Genomic DNA, 14,845 nt, shown 5'->3' with positions numbered 1-14,845 from the left:
TCCTTAGCGGTGTCCACGCTGGAGTTTTTTCTCCAGCCAGAGCGAGTAGCGGCCCATGCTGAAGCATGAGACAAAGAACAAGAGGCCGATAAAGACGAACAGTTCCCAATAGACGCCGTTCCATTCGGCGGCGGCACGGATCGAGTTCGATAGGTTGAGCGGGTCAAGTAGACCAATGATGCCAACCAGAGTGGTGTCTTTAAACAGACCGATGAAGGTGTTCACGATCCCAGGGATCGAGATTTTGAGTGCCTGCGGAAGCACGATCAAACGCATCGACTTCCAGTAATCGAGGCCGAGCGAATCAGCCGCTTCGAACTGTCCCTTCGGCAGTGCCGCAAGGCCCCCACGAATAACCTCTGCGATGTAGGCAGCGGCAAAGAGAGTCACCATGATCACAACGCGCAACACAAGGTCGAACGATGTGCGTGGCGGCAGGAAGTAGTTCAAGAGTAGTGACGCCGTGAATAGCCAAACGATCAGCGGCACGCCGCGGATAATTTCGATGAACGCAACGGCGAACCCTTTGACGATCGGGAGATTGGCCTGACGTGCCAGCGCGAGCAAAATGCCGAGTGGCAAGGACAGCACGATACCCGCCACACCGATGATCATCGCAAGCATAAAGCCACCGAAATCACGGCTGGTCACAGGCGCTAGGCCCAAAATGCCGAGCCGTTCATAAGCGGTCTCGATGTTGGCACGCAGGTTCAGGACCGCAGTATCCGCGTCGAGATATGCACGCAGCGCGTCGACGGCTTCGGGCGATGTCCCAGCGGGCACCTGATTGACCGAAACCAGATTGTGCAGCCCGTCAGGCAGGGCTGCTTCCATTTCGACTGCGGTCACGATGGCATTGGGCAGGTCGGCTTCCCACTGAGGCAGAGCTTCAATGTTGGCCAACAGACCGTTTGCGTCACTGATCGCTTGTTGCAGTTTGAATGCTGTAAAGCCCAGCGCCGTGTAATGACGACGCTCTACCATCAATTCGTCCATGATCGCGTTGAATGCCGACTTTTGGTCGGACGACGGTTCGGACCCAGCTTCACGAGCCGCGAGCATTTCAACGACCAGCACATCTTTCTCAGCGGTCAGTTCGTTGATCTTCTCCTGCACGGCGGCCTGCTCAGCTTCGATCTCATCGATTTGCGCAGGATTTGTAACAAGCGTTTCGAGCAGCTCAGCTCTCGTCCCGTCGATGCGCGACAAGGCAACGGCCTTGTGCAACGCTCCGTTGATAGATGGCATAGCAATCATCCACCAGAGCGCAGCACCCGCGATTCCGAGTGCCACAGCACCGAACGCACCCGCGAAACGGCCGCCGATTTTGAACCCTACTGCACCTACGACAAAGCCGAGGATCACAAGGATCGGAACCCAAAACGAGCCCCCCCAGAGGAGCCACGTGCCGAGGAACGGGAACAGAATCGAGAACCAGAGCAGTTGTTTCGGCAACCGAGCCGAGAACAGAATTGGCGCCAATGCGACGAACATCAGAATGAAGACAAGGATCGGGCGCCAGTAACTTTCAGCAGGGTAAAAACCAAAGAGCAGCTGAAGCCAACGGTCGCTGATGACCGCGAAACACGCGCCGCCATGGGTGGTCAGACCCTCCAAAACAGCCAGAGTCTCACGACATTCATTGAGCGATCCAGCAGTCCATACCGAATTCCAGAACCACGGAACCAGCGCGAAAAGCAACTTCACCAGAACGTAGATGGAAACGAGCGAAAGAAGCGTGTTCTTCCAGCCCGAGAACAGGTTTTCCCGCATCCATTTGACCGCACCTTGTTCCTTGAGAGGCGGTTCAGACGGTGGGATCATGGATTCGCGCACATAGCGAACGGTTTGCGCATTATCAGACATATTAGCGCTCCTTCAGCTTAACGCGGTCATTGAACCAGTTCATCCCTGTCGAAATCGCGAGACTGAGCAGGAGATAGAACAAACCAACGAGAAGAATACCTTCAAGCTCACGCCCTGTTTGGTTCACGGTAATACCGCCCAAAGTGGAACGGACATCCATGTAACCAATGGCGATCGCGAGCGAAGAGTTCTTTGTCAGGTTCAAGAATTGAGAGATTAGCGGTGGAATGATCACGCGCAGAGCCTGCGGCAGGATCACCAAACGCATCGTGCGGTTCGGACGAAGTCCCAGTGCAAACGCCGCTTCGGTTTGGCCTTTGGACACGGCGTTGATACCGCCACGCACGATCTCTGCGATAAATGCACCTGTGTAGAGTGACAGAGCCAACCACAGCGCCAGCAGAGAGTTCCGAAGGTGCGTACCACCGGCGAAGTTAAAACCCGACAGTTCCGGCTTACCTAGATAAAAACCAAGACCCCAGAGGAGCGCAGCGATTGGGACAACGATAATCAGCAGATTAACCCACCACGTCGTTGGACGAACACCTGTCGCATTCTGAATATCCGCAGCGCGGGTATTTACCAGTTTAACAACAAGAAGGCTCGCCACCAGAGTAAGCAAAATAACGATCAAGTCGATGCTCACATTGAAATACAGGTCCGCAAAAATGCCACCTGGTTTGATTTCAACATCGCCCAGACCGTTAGCAAATAGGGGTTCAGGGATATAAGCACCACGGTTCGTGATCGCCACATTGTCGGCGAGTGCCATGCTCGCGACCGGATTTTCACCACGGAAATCTTTGGGCGACGGCGTGGATTCTGTCATCACCGCAAAGATCGCGATGATCCAAAGCAGCAGCGGAACGTTGCGGAAGCCTTCGACGTAGACAGCAGCCAGACGCGACACGATCCAGTTCTTCGACAGCCGCAGGACACCGAAAATAACGCCGAGGATCGTCGCGAGGACGCAGCCAAGGCCAGCGACCAACAACGTATTCAGAATGCCGACCAGCGCCGCACGTCCGTGCGTCGCGTTAGAATCGTAAGCAATCAGACGTTGGTTGATGTCGTATCCCGACCGGTTCCCAAGGAACTCGAGCGTGAAATCTTTGCCCAATGCGGTCAGGTTTGCGACGGTATTGCGCGCAAGCCACGACAGGGCCGCGACGATCAGCACAGTCGCGATCACCTGAATGGTAATCGAACGATAGCGCGTATCGTAAATAAGCTGACTTAGCCGAAAGCCTTGCTTCGGCGTATCCGTGAGCGTGGTCATAAAAGTCTCCCCGGCTCCCGACGCGACAGGAGGTCACCGGTTATCCGGTTGTTGGCAATGTCGCGGGGGGGCACTTCAAGTATGAAAAGGGCGCAGATTGACTGCGCCCTTTCCGGTAGATCAACTTAACGGAACGGCGGTGCGTAGATCAGGCCGCCTTCGGTCCACTGTGCGTTCAGACCACGTGCGAGGCCGATCGGAGTGTTCACACCGATGTTCTTTTCGAACAGTTCGCCGTAGTTGCCGCCAGCAGCAATCGCGCGAACAGCCCACTGAGCGTCCAGACCGATCATCGCGCCAAGGTCACCTTCGGTGCCGAGCAGGCGGTTGATTTCTGGGTTGGTGGTCGCAGCAGCGGCCAGCTCTTCAACGTTCGCAGAGGTCACGCCGAGTTCTTCGGCAGCGATCAGAGCGTTGAGGGTCCACATTGCGATATCACCCCATTCGTTGTCGCCGTGGCGAACAACTGGGCCGAGCGGCTCTTTGGAGATGATTTCCGGAAGGATCACGTGATCGCCCGGAGCTTCGAAGGTTGCGCGAGTTGCAGCAAGGCCCGAAGCGTCAGTGGTGTAAACGTCACAAGCGCCAGCAAGGTACTGCTGCTGTGCTTCCGCGTTGGTTTCGATCGGGATCGGCTCGTAGCTGATGTTGTTGGCGCGGAAGAAGTCGGCCAAGTTCAGCTCTGTGGTGGTACCAGTTTGGATACAAACGGTTGCACCGTCGAGGTCTTTTGCCGAAGTCACGCCGAGCGATTTCGGGACCATGAAGCCCTGACCGTCGTAGTAGTTCACGCCGATGAAGTCGAGCTTCAGGTCGGTGTCGCGCGAGAAGGTCCAGGTGGTGTTACGTGCCAGAATGTCGATCTCGCCCGAAGCCAGCGCGGTAAAACGCACTTGGGTGGTGAGCGGAACGAATTCAACAGCGGTCGAGTCGCCCAAAACAGCAGCAGCAACAGCGCGGCATACAGCAACGTCAAAACCTTCCCAAACGCCATTTGCGTCGGGCTGCGAGAAGCCGGTCAGGCCGGACGACACGCCACAGTTCAGTTTACCACGGGCTTTGACATCATCGAGCGTGGATGCCGATGCGCTTGCAGCGGTCAAACCAGCGACGGCCAGAGCGCCGAGCATAATGGATTTCTTCATTTCTACCTCTTCCTGAGTTCCCAATACTTACGATCGGGGTTTTCGCTTTGATAGCGTATGGCGCGGCAGGGGTACCACCACGAAGCCTTAGATTGGTCTCAAACTATCTATTTGGTCAAGGGGGACCAGACGGGAATATTCCCTTGATCTTGGGTCAACTGGCCGCAAATTTGATCTTCGGCAGGAAAAAAGCCTGCGGATTTCAGCTTTGCAACATTTGATAGATCCGCGCGGCCATTAAAAACTCGCCTTGCTTGTGGTTCGCTAACACTGTGGCCTCATCATCTGGGCCCCACTGTTCTTCTTGCCACAATTCATCGACTCGCGACTTCAACCAAGCGTCTTGTGCAGTCAAATGTCCCTCAGTGACGGCGAATGCCAGCACGAGCGACCCGCTGATTCCCACTAGATCGTGAAATGCCGCGATTTCAAAAGGGCTTAGAGCTCCAACATGGCCACGCAGAACACGCAAGCTCTCGTCAGATTGGTTCACGGGCATCACACCGAATCCACAGACCAAGCGGGTGCCAAAACGCCCCTCCGCCCAATCAAGAATCGGGTCCCATTCATCAGATTGACGCTTTGTTAATTCAACTGGGCTATCTGCCCGATAACAGAGCAAGTCGCTGCCGCCGTAGGCAGAAAGCATATCGGCAACTTCGTCAAACTGGGCCGAAACCTTATCCAACGCAGCATTTGCAGACCGCGTGATCGGCATAGATTCGGGCTTCACTTCCTCGGTCTGAGCATCCCACTCGGCGGCGATGGCTTCCGCCATGGCCTTGGTGGGAACGACCATGAGCGCCTTGGCGGGCGTTCTGACAGGGCGCCCATCCAACTCTACACGGTAGCCGCCCTCTACTTCGCTGATAGTTGCTTCTTTCCAGAACCGTTTTGCTTTCCAACCGCTCATGATCGGGCCTCCAGTAGTTCATTAATCGCTGCGGGGAGTTCGGCAAAATCACCGACAATCCGATCCGCGCTTAGTGTTTCGACGGCGTGATAGCCCCAAGATACTCCAACCGCAGCAACACCAGCAGCTTTGGCCATATCCATGTCGTAGGTGGTATCCCCAACCATAACAGTTCGAGACCGCGCAACGCCTGCCTCATCGACCGCCGTAAAAATCATCGAAGGGTGAGGTTTCGACGGATGGAAATCAGCGACCTGCCGCGAGACAAAATAGCCCTCTAGCCCATGCGCCTCAATCAAAGCGTCCAACCCGCGCTTTGATTTCCCTGTAGCAACGGCGAGCAGCGTCCAAGGGTCAGCGCGCAACTGGTTAAGCACCTCACGCGCACCCGAGAAAAACGGGCTAGACGCAGCGGCACCCTCCGCACTTCGATAAGTAAAGAAGGCGTCCTTGTAGGTTTGCACAATGCGCTGCGCTTCGTTGTCTGAGGCAGTTGGTGCGAGCAAAGCTACAGCGCGATCAAGTGATAACCCTACAATTCCCTTGATCGCATCACGCGAAGGCGACGGGAGGCCCACGCCATCAAAGGCAGCTTCCATCGAACGAACGATCAGTCCCTGACTATCGACCAACGTTCCATCGACATCAAAAATAACGAGGCGCAGTTCACTCATCTTCCGTCACAAAAGGATCGATAGGCGGATAGTTCACATCCCACCCAAAGAAGTCCCAAGTTTCCTGCATATGCGACGGAAGCGGGGCTTGAAGGGTGATGATCTCTTTGGTGATCGGATGTTCGAACGAGATCATACGCGCATGGAGGTGCAGTCTTTTACTCAACTCGCCACCAACACCAGCGCCCCAACCATCGCCAAGGTTTTCAGTCGACGAACCGCCATATTTACCGTCGCCGATAATCGGGTGACCAAGTTCTGCGATGTGCGCACGGAGCTGGTGCGTGCGACCAGTGATCGGCGTCATCGCGACCCATGCAATCCGCGACCCCGCGAGGTCGATGGTGAAAAAGTCGGTATGGGCCCGTTTCGCGCCCTCATGCTCGTCCAATTTAGCAGGGTGAACACAAACCATCTTTTCGCCTTCACCACCGCGACCGCGACCCGGCGCTTTCATCAGGCCGTATTTGATCGAACCAGCGCGCGGCGACGGAACACCAGCGACCGCTGCCCAGTAGATCTTGCGAACATTGCGGTGACGCAGAGCCTCAGACAACCGACGGGCAACGCGATCCGTGCGGGCCAGAAGCAAGAGGCCAGATGTATCTTTGTCCAGACGATGCACCAGCTTTGGCTTGTCTTTGTAGCCGAACATCAAAGCCTCGGCCAAAGCATCAACGTGACGGTCGCCCTGCCCCGATCCGCCCTGTGACGGCAGGCCCGAAGGTTTATTCAACGCGATGATGTGCTCATCTTTCCAGACCACACAGGACTGGATCATCTCAACGTCAGATCGCGTAATTTTGCGATCAAACTTGGGCGCAGGCTTCACAGCCTCTTCGCCCATCGGCGGAATACGGACAGTCTGTCCTGCCTCGATGCGCGAATTCGACTTCACACGACCGCCATCCACCCGCAGTTCGCCCTTGCGACACATCTTTTCGATGCGGCCTTGGGTCAGGTGGGGGTAAAGCTTGCGAAGCCAGCGGTCGATCCGCTGATCGCCATCGTCTTCGCTGATTGTGATGTTTTGGACACCGCTCATTGTAGCACCATTCGGCCAAAGGCCATTCCTGCGACCAGTGCCGCAATTCCGACGATCACCGTGCCGAGTACATAGGCACCAGCCAGCACGATTTCACCGCGATTATAAAGTGTCACAGCATCCAGCGAATAGGCCGAAAACGTTGTGAAACCACCCAAGACACCTGTCATCAAAAACGGCGCGAATTTGTTGCCGCCCTTCTCTGCTAGGACAACAACCAAAAGCCCCATTAGGAACGACCCAAAGACGTTCACCACGACCGTACCAAAGGGAAACCCAGGCCCGATCAAGCGCATGACGCCCACGTTGGTCAGATAACGTAGCGCTGCGCCTATAGCACCGCCCGCCGCGACAAAGAGAGTATTCCAGATCATCCGCGCTCCTTGGCTGTTCAGCAGCAAAGAGTCAATTCTGACGTCCCTGCCGCTTGGCCCTTAGGCCTGCGAAATAGTCTGCCCGTTTCTTAAGGTCTCGTTCAAACCCGCGATCAACGGGTTTATAGAACGTTGGGCGTTGCATGGTCTCTGGAAAGTAGTTTTGCCCTGAAAACCCGTCCTCGGCATCATGGTCATAGGCATAGCCTGCGCCATACCCTTGCTCTTTCATCATCTTAGTCGGAGCATTGAGGATATGTTTGGGCGGCGGCTCGCTTCCCGATTTTCGCGCGGCATCTCTGGATGCCTTATAGGCGACATATCCCGCGTTGGTTTTTGGGGCGAGCGCGAGGTAGATGACCGCCTGCGCCAAAGCCAATTCGCCCTCGGGGCTTCCAAGCCGTTCATACGTCTCCCACGCATGCAGACAAATCGTTTGAGCATTAGGGTCGGCCAGCGCGATGTCCTCAACAGCCATGCGCAAGATTCGACGTGCCAAATACCGAGGGTCTTCGCCGCCCTCTAACATGCGTGAATACCAGTAGAGCGCAGCATCAGGATCTGAACCGCGCACGGACTTATGCAGTGCCGAAATCAGGTTGTAATGCTCTTCACCAGACTTATCGTATTTCGCCGCCCGTCGCATCAGACGGGTAGTAAGCTGGTCGACACCCAAAGGCGTGGTAATTTTCCACGCGAGAACCTGTTCGATCAGGTTCAGCAATGCACGCCCGTCCCCGTCGGCCATGTCCAAAAGCGCCGTGCGCGCCGCAGGTTCGAGCAACAGCGTTTTACCCGCCTCGTCCTCTGCCCGCGCTGCCATTTTCTCAAGCTCCTCGATCGATAAGCGATTGAGCACCAAGACCTGCGCACGGCTCAGAATAGCAGCGTTTAGTTCGAACGATGGGTTTTCGGTCGTCGCCCCAACGAGCACGATTGTGCCGTCCTCCATATGGGGCAAAAAGCTGTCCTGCTGGGCTTTGTTAAAACGATGAATCTCGTCCACGAACAAAAGAGTGCCACGCCCATTTGCGCGACGCAGCTTTGCCGCCTCGAACACCTTTCGAAGGTCGGGGACGCCCGTAAAAATCGCGCTGATCTGTTCAAAATGAAGTTCGGTTTCACGAGCAAGCAATCGCGCAATCGTCGTCTTACCAACACCCGGTGGACCCCAGAGGATCAAGGACGACAACGACCCCGACGCGAGCATAACCCCCAAGGGGCCATCGGGGCCAAGAACCTGCTCTTGCCCGATCACCTCGGCCAACGTCTGCGGCCGCAGCCGATCCGCTAGGGGACGGGGCGCGTTAGGTGTCTGAGGTGCAGGTGTTTCGAAAAGATCGGACATGGGCGCAACCTACGCCCGCGTCCGATCTTTGGCAAAGGGTCAGTGAAGTTTGTCCCCAAGATCAAACCAGACGGCCTGATAGTCCACGCCCCCCATATCCATCACCCGTCCTGCTGGTGAAATGTCGAGTGCCGCCCGTTTGGACCAACGTGTCCAATTGGCGGGTAGCAGAGCAATCATCTTACGCGCGTTCAGTTCCCGACCCGCCGTAACGATCTGGCCTGTTAGTAACAGCCGCACGCGCAACCGAATATTGTTGGGAATATCGTGGCCAATGAAGCCTCGTGTCACCTCCCAAATGCCCTCATCAATCGGGGCATCCTCATACAATAGGTCCTGCGGAATGGTTTCCAAAAGGCCCCTCTGTGCGTCGCGGATCATGTAACTGTAAACGCCACACCGCGCCGTCGTGGGTGTCATACGGGCCCCTGCCAACACGCAGCCCGTTGCATCATGCACGGCAACCCAACGTGATTGTGGCGTGTCGTATTGATCGTATTCCATGCCCATCGTCTCGGGCAGGTCCCACGATCGTTTGACGATGAAAGAATCCCGCCGTGCCCGCAGGATATTTGCGAAAAGTTCGCCGTGATTGTGCATATTGGCGAACGAAAGAACGGTGCTCAGCATCAGTGCCTCCAGCGAGGGTTAAGGGTCACACAACCCTGCATCCGCATCCCGAAAAGGACGTCAGAGCAGCCTGTAATCCCTCGCTTTCTGGATGGCCTCTACCGTCGTGCGGGCCTGAAGGCTCGAACGGGCGGCGGTCAACCGCGCTTTAAATGCGCTTTGAGAAATTCCGAGTTTTGCAGCAGCCGCAGCATAACGATCCCCCTCGGCAATCCGCCGCAGGGCTTCTGTTTGGGCGTCCGTTAAGGACTCGGGGGGCTGATAAATGGTATGAAGCGCGTCGATTACATCGGCAAAAGACGCAATCTCTGTATCCGTAAACTCGCGATCTGGCCGCGAGGCCGTCGCTATGGTCCGTGAGTTGAGCGGTCCGAAAGACACTGCGATCCCAAAATTCATCCCAAATTCCTGCGCCTGTCCAAGAATGTCGAACGGGTCCGGAATATCAATTTCGCTCCAGCGGCAAGTGCCCACCCGATCAAGCCCCCACGCAATGATCGGATCACGGAGCGCGTAAGCCTCCTTAATGTAGTGATTAACCCATAGGCTCGGGTAAGTTTGATGAGTGAACAAAGGCAGCGTGTGCCGAATGTGCAGTCCGAAAAAGAAACCATTCGGCGCGATTTGATCGAGCCTCTCTAAATGTGTTTCGATTCCAAATACCTGAGCCATACCGCGATATTTTCAACCTAAGGTTTATAGGTCAACCTATAATTGTATCGCAAATATTCACTACCCAGAAATGGCGAAATGAAAAACCCCGCCAGCTATGCTGACGGGGTTCCCAAAACTAGCGATGGTCGAGACTTATTCGTCGTCGCCCAGCAGAGCTTCTTCTGCTTCAAGACGTGCACGGTCTGCTGCGCCTTTTGCGTCAACATCACGGTCAACCAGCTCGATGATCGCCATCGGAGCCATGTCGCCATAACGGAAGCCAGCTTTCAGAACGCGGCAGTAACCACCGTTACGCTCTGCGTAACGCGGGCCGAGGACTTCAAACAGTTTCGCAACGTGAATGTCTTGTTTCAGCTGCGCATCAGCCTGACGGCGTGCGTGCAGGTCACCACGTTTGCCAAGAGTGATCAGCTTGTCGATGACGCGCTTGAGTTCTTTTGCTTTCGGCAGGGTGGTTTTGATTTGTTCGTGTTCGATCAACGAACCAGCCATGTTCGCAAACAGAGCTTTACGGTGTTCGTGAGTACGATTCAGACGGCGGTAACCGCGAGCGTGACGCATTTTAATTCTCCTAGCGTTTTATGCTTTGTCTGGTGGCCTATGCGTATTGGCCACTCTCCTTGGGGCGGGATTGCCCGAAAAGGCAGGACGTTTCCGCCCTGCCCACCGAATCCAGAATTAGAACTGGTCTTCGAATTTCTTTGCGAGGTCTTCGATGTTGTCTGGCGGCCAATCCTCGACGTCCATGCCGAGGTGCAGACCCATGCCAGAGAGCACTTCTTTGATCTCGTTGAGCGATTTGCGGCCGAAGTTCGGAGTGCGGAGCATCTCTGCTTCGGTTTTCTGGATCAGATCGCCAATGTAAACGATGTTGTCGTTCTTCAGGCAGTTTGCCGAACGTACGGACAGTTCCAGTTCGTCCACTTTCTTGAGGAGAAGCGGGTTGAACTCGAGACCATCGTCGTCCGAACCAGCGGAAGCCGATTCCGGTTCGTCGAAGTTTACGAAGATCGACAGCTGGTCCTGCAGAATGCGAGCTGCGTAAGCGACTGCATCATCCGGGGTCAGCGAGCCGTCGGTTTCAACTTTCATCGTCAGTTTATCGTAGTCGAGAACCTGACCTTCACGGGTCGGCTGAACGTCATACGATACTTTTTTAACCGGCGAGTAGATTGCGTCGATCGCGATGAGGCCGATCGGTGCATCTTCTGGCTTGTTTTTGTCTGCAGCTACGTAGCCTTTACCGGTGTTAACGGTAAGTTCCATGTAGAGGTCAGCGCCATCGTCGAGGTGACAGATAACGTGATCTTTGTTCAGAACTTCGATGCCTGCGGATTCCGAAATGTCACCGGCGGTAACAACGCCCGGACCTTTGGCCTGAACGGTCAGACGCTTCGGACCTTCGACGTCCATGCGGATCGCAACGCCCTTGAGGTTCAGGACGATGTCGGTGACGTCTTCACGTACACCAGCAACAGACGAAAATTCGTGCAGAACGTTATCAATGTGAACTGCAGTGATCGCAGCGCCTTGCAGCGACGACAGCAGGATACGACGAAGTGCGTTGCCCAGTGTCAGACCGAAACCACGCTCGAGCGGTTCAGCAATAACAGTGGCCTGACGCTGCGGGTCATTGCCCGGTTTTACGTCAAGTTGGGTCGGCTTGATAAGTTCAGCCCAGTTCTTGTGGATCATGCGTCCCTCCATACTTGTCTGCCTTTCATGTCCCAAAAGGCAAACGCCCGAGGTTTAAAATGACGTACTGGGGCCGTGGAAAAACCACAGCCCCAGTGGGATAATCGATATTAGACGCGGCGGCGCTTCGGCGGACGGCAGCCGTTATGTGCCAGCGGGGTCACATCACGGATCGAGGTGATGTTGAAGCCAACAGCAGCCAGAGCGCGCAGAGCGGATTCACGACCCGAACCTGGACCCTGAACTTCTACTTCAAGCGTCTTAACGCCATGTTCCTGAGCTTTCTTGCCAGCATCTTCTGCAGCCATCTGAGCAGCATAAGGGGTCGACTTACGCGAGCCCTTGAAGCCCATGGTGCCAGCGGACGACCAAGAGATCGCGTTGCCCTGGACGTCAGAGATCAGGATTTTGGTGTTGTTGAAGGTGGAGTTCACATGAGCAACGCCTGCTGCGATGTTCTTGGAAACTTTTTTCTTACCACCACGACGGGTATCACGAGCCATTGTCTATGCCCTCCCTTACTTCTTCTTACCAGCGATGGCCTTTGCAGGGCCTTTGCGGGTGCGAGCGTTGGTGTGGGTACGCTGACCGCGAACGGGCAGGTTACGACGATGACGCAGACCGCGGTAGCAGCCGAGGTCCATCAGACGCTTGATGTTCATCGTTACTTCACGGCGCAGGTCACCTTCAACGGTGACGTTTGCGTCGATGTATTCACGGATTGTCAGAACTTCAGCATCGGACAGTTCGTTTACACGACGGGTCAGATCGATGTTGCATGCTTCGCAAATCTGGTTTGCGATGAACGGGCCGATGCCCGTGATGTAGGTGAGGGCGATTGGAACCCGCTTAGCAGTCGGGATGTTCACGCCGGCGATACGTGCCACGTTAGCTTTCCTTTTCGTTGCGATTCCGTCGTTCCGGAATCTTTTTTCACAACGGAAGCCCGAGAGGAGAAACCTTGCGGGCCACTGTTCATGAGGTGGTCATGCGAATCGGGAGCGACCCGAAAAACATGGTTGATTCCCCCAAAAGGGATGGGGCTGTTTATGGGGGCTTTTCGAACGGGTCAACCCCTTGAAGGCAAAAGGCCCGCGAAACATGTCGCAGGCCTTACACCAATGCTTAGAAGGGTCAAATTAACCCAAAATGTCAGCGATGCTTTTCGCAACATCGTCCATGCTAGCCAGACCATCGACCGACTTCAGACCGCCTTTGGCATAGTAGTAGCCGATCAGCGGGCTGGTCTGTTTGTAGTAGGCAACCAGACGAACGCGAAGTGCGTCCTCGTTGTCATCCGCACGAACTGGTTGACCTGCAGCAGCCGCAGCCTCAGCGCGACCCACGATGCGGCTCACAAGAACCTCATCATCTACCTGCAGTTCGATAACCGCGTCCAGCTTCTGACCCATTTCAGACAGCAGACCATCCAGTGCGTCAGCCTGAGCAAGAGTGCGCGGGAAGCCATCAAAGATGAACCCACCAGCAGCGCCCTGCTCTAGTTTTTCGCGGATAAGACCGATGACGATTTCATCGGTGACGAGATTGCCAGCGTCCATGACTGCTGCAACCTTCTTACCCATTTCAGTGCCGCTTGTGCGTGCCTCGCGCAGCATGTCGCCAGTCGACAGCTGCACCATGTTGCGTTCCTCCACAAGCTTTTGAGCCTGTGTTCCCTTACCCGCACCCGGCGGTCCAAGCAGAATAATGTTCATCGACGAGCCGGTCCCCTGTTCCGTTTATTGGCACCACGTTTGCCACGCAGTTGCGATTTTTCAATGAGGCCTTCGTATTGGTGAGCGAGCAAATGAGACTGCACTTGCTGGATTGTATCCATCCCAACCGACACGATGATCAGCACTGAAGTGCCGCCAAAATAGAAAGTGAAACCGGAAAAGCTACGGATAATCTCTGGCATGAGACAAACTAACGCAAGGTAAGCCGAACCGAGCACGAGAACGCGGGTCACAACGTAGTCGAAGTATTCCGCAGTACGTTTGCCTGGACGGATGCCAGGAACAAAGCCGTTCTGGCTCTTGAGGTTCTCAGCAACTTCGTCGGTCTTGAACGCAACTTCTTTGGTGTAGAAGTAAGTGAAGAACACGATCATCGCTGTGAAGAACAGCAGATAGAGCGGCTGACCGGGGCCAAAATATGCGAGAACCCACGACAGAACAGCGTTAGAGGTCTGTTCGGTGAAGGTCGCGATGGTTGTCGGCAGCAACAAAAGTGCAGACGCAAAGATCGCAGGGATAACGCCAGCTGGGTTAACCTTGATCGGGAGGTGCGAAGAACCGCCGTCATACACCTTCATACCGCGCTGTTGGCGAGGGTATTGAATGTGGATCTTGCGCAGCGAGCGTTCCATGAACACCACAAATGCAAGCACCGCAGCAAGCATCACGATTACACCGATCACAAGCATCCAGTTGCTGGTCTGCTGAGCGGTAGACAGGAACTGCGCCGCAGCGGCAGGAAGTTCAGCCACGATACCAACGAAAATGATCAGCGAGATACCGTTGCCGATGCCGCGGCTGGTGATCTGTTCACCCACCCACATCAGGAACATGGTGCCGCCGACGATGGTGATCATCGTCGATGCGCGGAAGAACAGACCCGGATCATGAGCCATATCGCCCGATTCTAGCGAAACCGCGAGGCCGTAGGCCTGGAACAGCGCCAAAACCACGGTACCGTAACGGGTATACTGAGCGAGCTTCCGACGACCTTGATCGCCTTCTTTCTTCAGTTGCTTCCACGGCTCATACATGGAGCCCATCAACTGCACGATAATCGATGCAGAGATGTAGGGCATGATGCCAAGGGCAAAGATACCCATACGGCTCAATGCGCCGCCCGTGAACATGGCCAGCATACCGCCGATACCCGTGTTCTGAGATGCAAAGAAGTTCTGAAGCGCGTCGATATCGATCCCAGGCACGGGAATATAAGTGCCGAGGCGATACACGATCAGAAGTCCGATGGTGAAGAAGATGCGCTGACGAAGCTCTTTGGCCTTACCGAAGGTAGACCAGTTGAGGTTTGCCGCCATTTGCTCTGCTGCTGAAGCCATAAGTCGGTGTCTCTTTCATCGAAAACGCCGCCGACCGGTTTTCCCGGACGGCGGCGCAAGGAAACTAGTTAGGTAAGTAAGCGCCCGTAAGGGCACTCACAACCCTTATTCTGCTGCTGCAACAACAG

At 55.3% G+C, this 14,845-nt stretch carries 15 protein-coding genes and 1 pseudogene; all 16 read right to left on the bottom strand.

All coding sequences use genetic code 11. The features are described 5' to 3' along the window. Window positions 1-3 precede the first annotated feature (3 nt). Window positions 4-666, bottom strand: a pseudogene (locus tag AC1QQ2_RS12515) (amino acid ABC transporter permease); the annotation flags it as partial. A 1,201-nt stretch (window positions 667-1,867) separates the two neighbouring features. Next, window positions 1,868-3,145 carry an amino acid ABC transporter permease gene (locus tag AC1QQ2_RS12510; RefSeq protein ID WP_479713384.1) on the bottom strand — a complete coding sequence of 426 codons (1,278 nt, stop codon included), beginning with the start codon at window positions 3,143-3,145 and terminating at the stop codon, window positions 1,868-1,870. A gap of 125 nt (window positions 3,146-3,270) precedes the next feature. Next, entirely contained in the window at window positions 3,271-4,290 is a 1,020-nt protein-coding gene (locus tag AC1QQ2_RS12505; RefSeq protein WP_105234136.1) for an amino acid ABC transporter substrate-binding protein, read from the bottom strand. Between the two features lie 202 nt (window positions 4,291-4,492). Continuing rightward, window positions 4,493-5,203 carry an ATP12 family chaperone protein gene (locus AC1QQ2_RS12500; protein ID WP_479713383.1) on the bottom strand — a complete coding sequence of 237 codons (711 nt, stop codon included), beginning with the start codon at window positions 5,201-5,203 and terminating at the stop codon, window positions 4,493-4,495. Further along, on the bottom strand, window positions 5,200-5,877 hold the full coding sequence (locus tag AC1QQ2_RS12495; protein ID WP_479713382.1) for an HAD-IA family hydrolase: 678 nt from the start codon (window positions 5,875-5,877) through the stop codon (window positions 5,200-5,202). Before AC1QQ2_RS12495 ends, AC1QQ2_RS12500 begins: the two co-directional genes overlap by 4 nt. Beyond that, window positions 5,870-6,922 (bottom strand): RluA family pseudouridine synthase, encoded by a 1,053-nt coding sequence (locus AC1QQ2_RS12490; protein WP_479713381.1) that lies wholly within the window; start codon window positions 6,920-6,922, stop codon window positions 5,870-5,872. Before AC1QQ2_RS12490 ends, AC1QQ2_RS12495 begins: the two co-directional genes overlap by 8 nt. Continuing rightward, a complete protein-coding gene (crcB, locus tag AC1QQ2_RS12485) occupies window positions 6,919-7,296 on the bottom strand; it encodes a fluoride efflux transporter CrcB (protein ID WP_105234133.1) in 378 nt (125 codons plus the stop codon). The genes AC1QQ2_RS12490 and crcB overlap by 4 nt, the downstream gene beginning before the upstream one ends. Before the next feature lie 31 nt (window positions 7,297-7,327). Further along, window positions 7,328-8,644 (bottom strand): replication-associated recombination protein A, encoded by a 1,317-nt coding sequence (locus tag AC1QQ2_RS12480; protein WP_479713380.1) that lies wholly within the window; start codon window positions 8,642-8,644, stop codon window positions 7,328-7,330. A 39-nt stretch (window positions 8,645-8,683) separates the two neighbouring features. Then, entirely contained in the window at window positions 8,684-9,274 is a 591-nt protein-coding gene (locus AC1QQ2_RS12475; protein WP_479713379.1) for an acyl-homoserine-lactone synthase, read from the bottom strand. A gap of 60 nt (window positions 9,275-9,334) precedes the next feature. Further along, complete coding sequence (locus AC1QQ2_RS12470; RefSeq protein ID WP_479713378.1) at window positions 9,335-9,946, bottom strand: autoinducer binding domain-containing protein; 612 nt, start codon at window positions 9,944-9,946, stop codon at window positions 9,335-9,337. Between the two features lie 135 nt (window positions 9,947-10,081). Then, complete coding sequence (rplQ, locus tag AC1QQ2_RS12465; protein WP_067550465.1) at window positions 10,082-10,510, bottom strand: 50S ribosomal protein L17; 429 nt, start codon at window positions 10,508-10,510, stop codon at window positions 10,082-10,084. A 117-nt stretch (window positions 10,511-10,627) separates the two neighbouring features. Next, window positions 10,628-11,644, bottom strand: a complete 1,017-nt coding sequence (locus AC1QQ2_RS12460) for a DNA-directed RNA polymerase subunit alpha (RefSeq protein WP_167668762.1) — start codon at window positions 11,642-11,644, stop codon at window positions 10,628-10,630. 110 nt (window positions 11,645-11,754) lie between these two features. After that, window positions 11,755-12,147, bottom strand: a complete 393-nt coding sequence (rpsK, locus tag AC1QQ2_RS12455) for a 30S ribosomal protein S11 (protein ID WP_479713377.1) — start codon at window positions 12,145-12,147, stop codon at window positions 11,755-11,757. Window positions 12,148-12,162: 15 nt separating this feature from the next. Then, a complete protein-coding gene (gene rpsM, locus AC1QQ2_RS12450) occupies window positions 12,163-12,531 on the bottom strand; it encodes a 30S ribosomal protein S13 (RefSeq protein WP_067550469.1) in 369 nt (122 codons plus the stop codon). Window positions 12,532-12,783: 252 nt separating this feature from the next. Continuing rightward, entirely contained in the window at window positions 12,784-13,359 is a 576-nt protein-coding gene (locus tag AC1QQ2_RS12445; RefSeq protein ID WP_105234128.1) for an adenylate kinase, read from the bottom strand. Further along, a complete protein-coding gene (gene secY, locus AC1QQ2_RS12440; RefSeq protein ID WP_245918104.1) occupies window positions 13,356-14,717 on the bottom strand; it encodes a preprotein translocase subunit SecY in 1,362 nt (453 codons plus the stop codon). The genes AC1QQ2_RS12445 and secY overlap by 4 nt, the downstream gene beginning before the upstream one ends. Window positions 14,718-14,845: the final 128 nt, after the last annotated feature.

The organism is Aestuarium sp., from assembly GCF_023253315.1.
Taxonomy (GTDB): Bacteria; Pseudomonadota; Alphaproteobacteria; order Rhodobacterales; family Rhodobacteraceae; genus Marivivens; species Marivivens donghaensis.
This window is presented reverse-complemented; position numbering and strand designations above follow the sequence as displayed.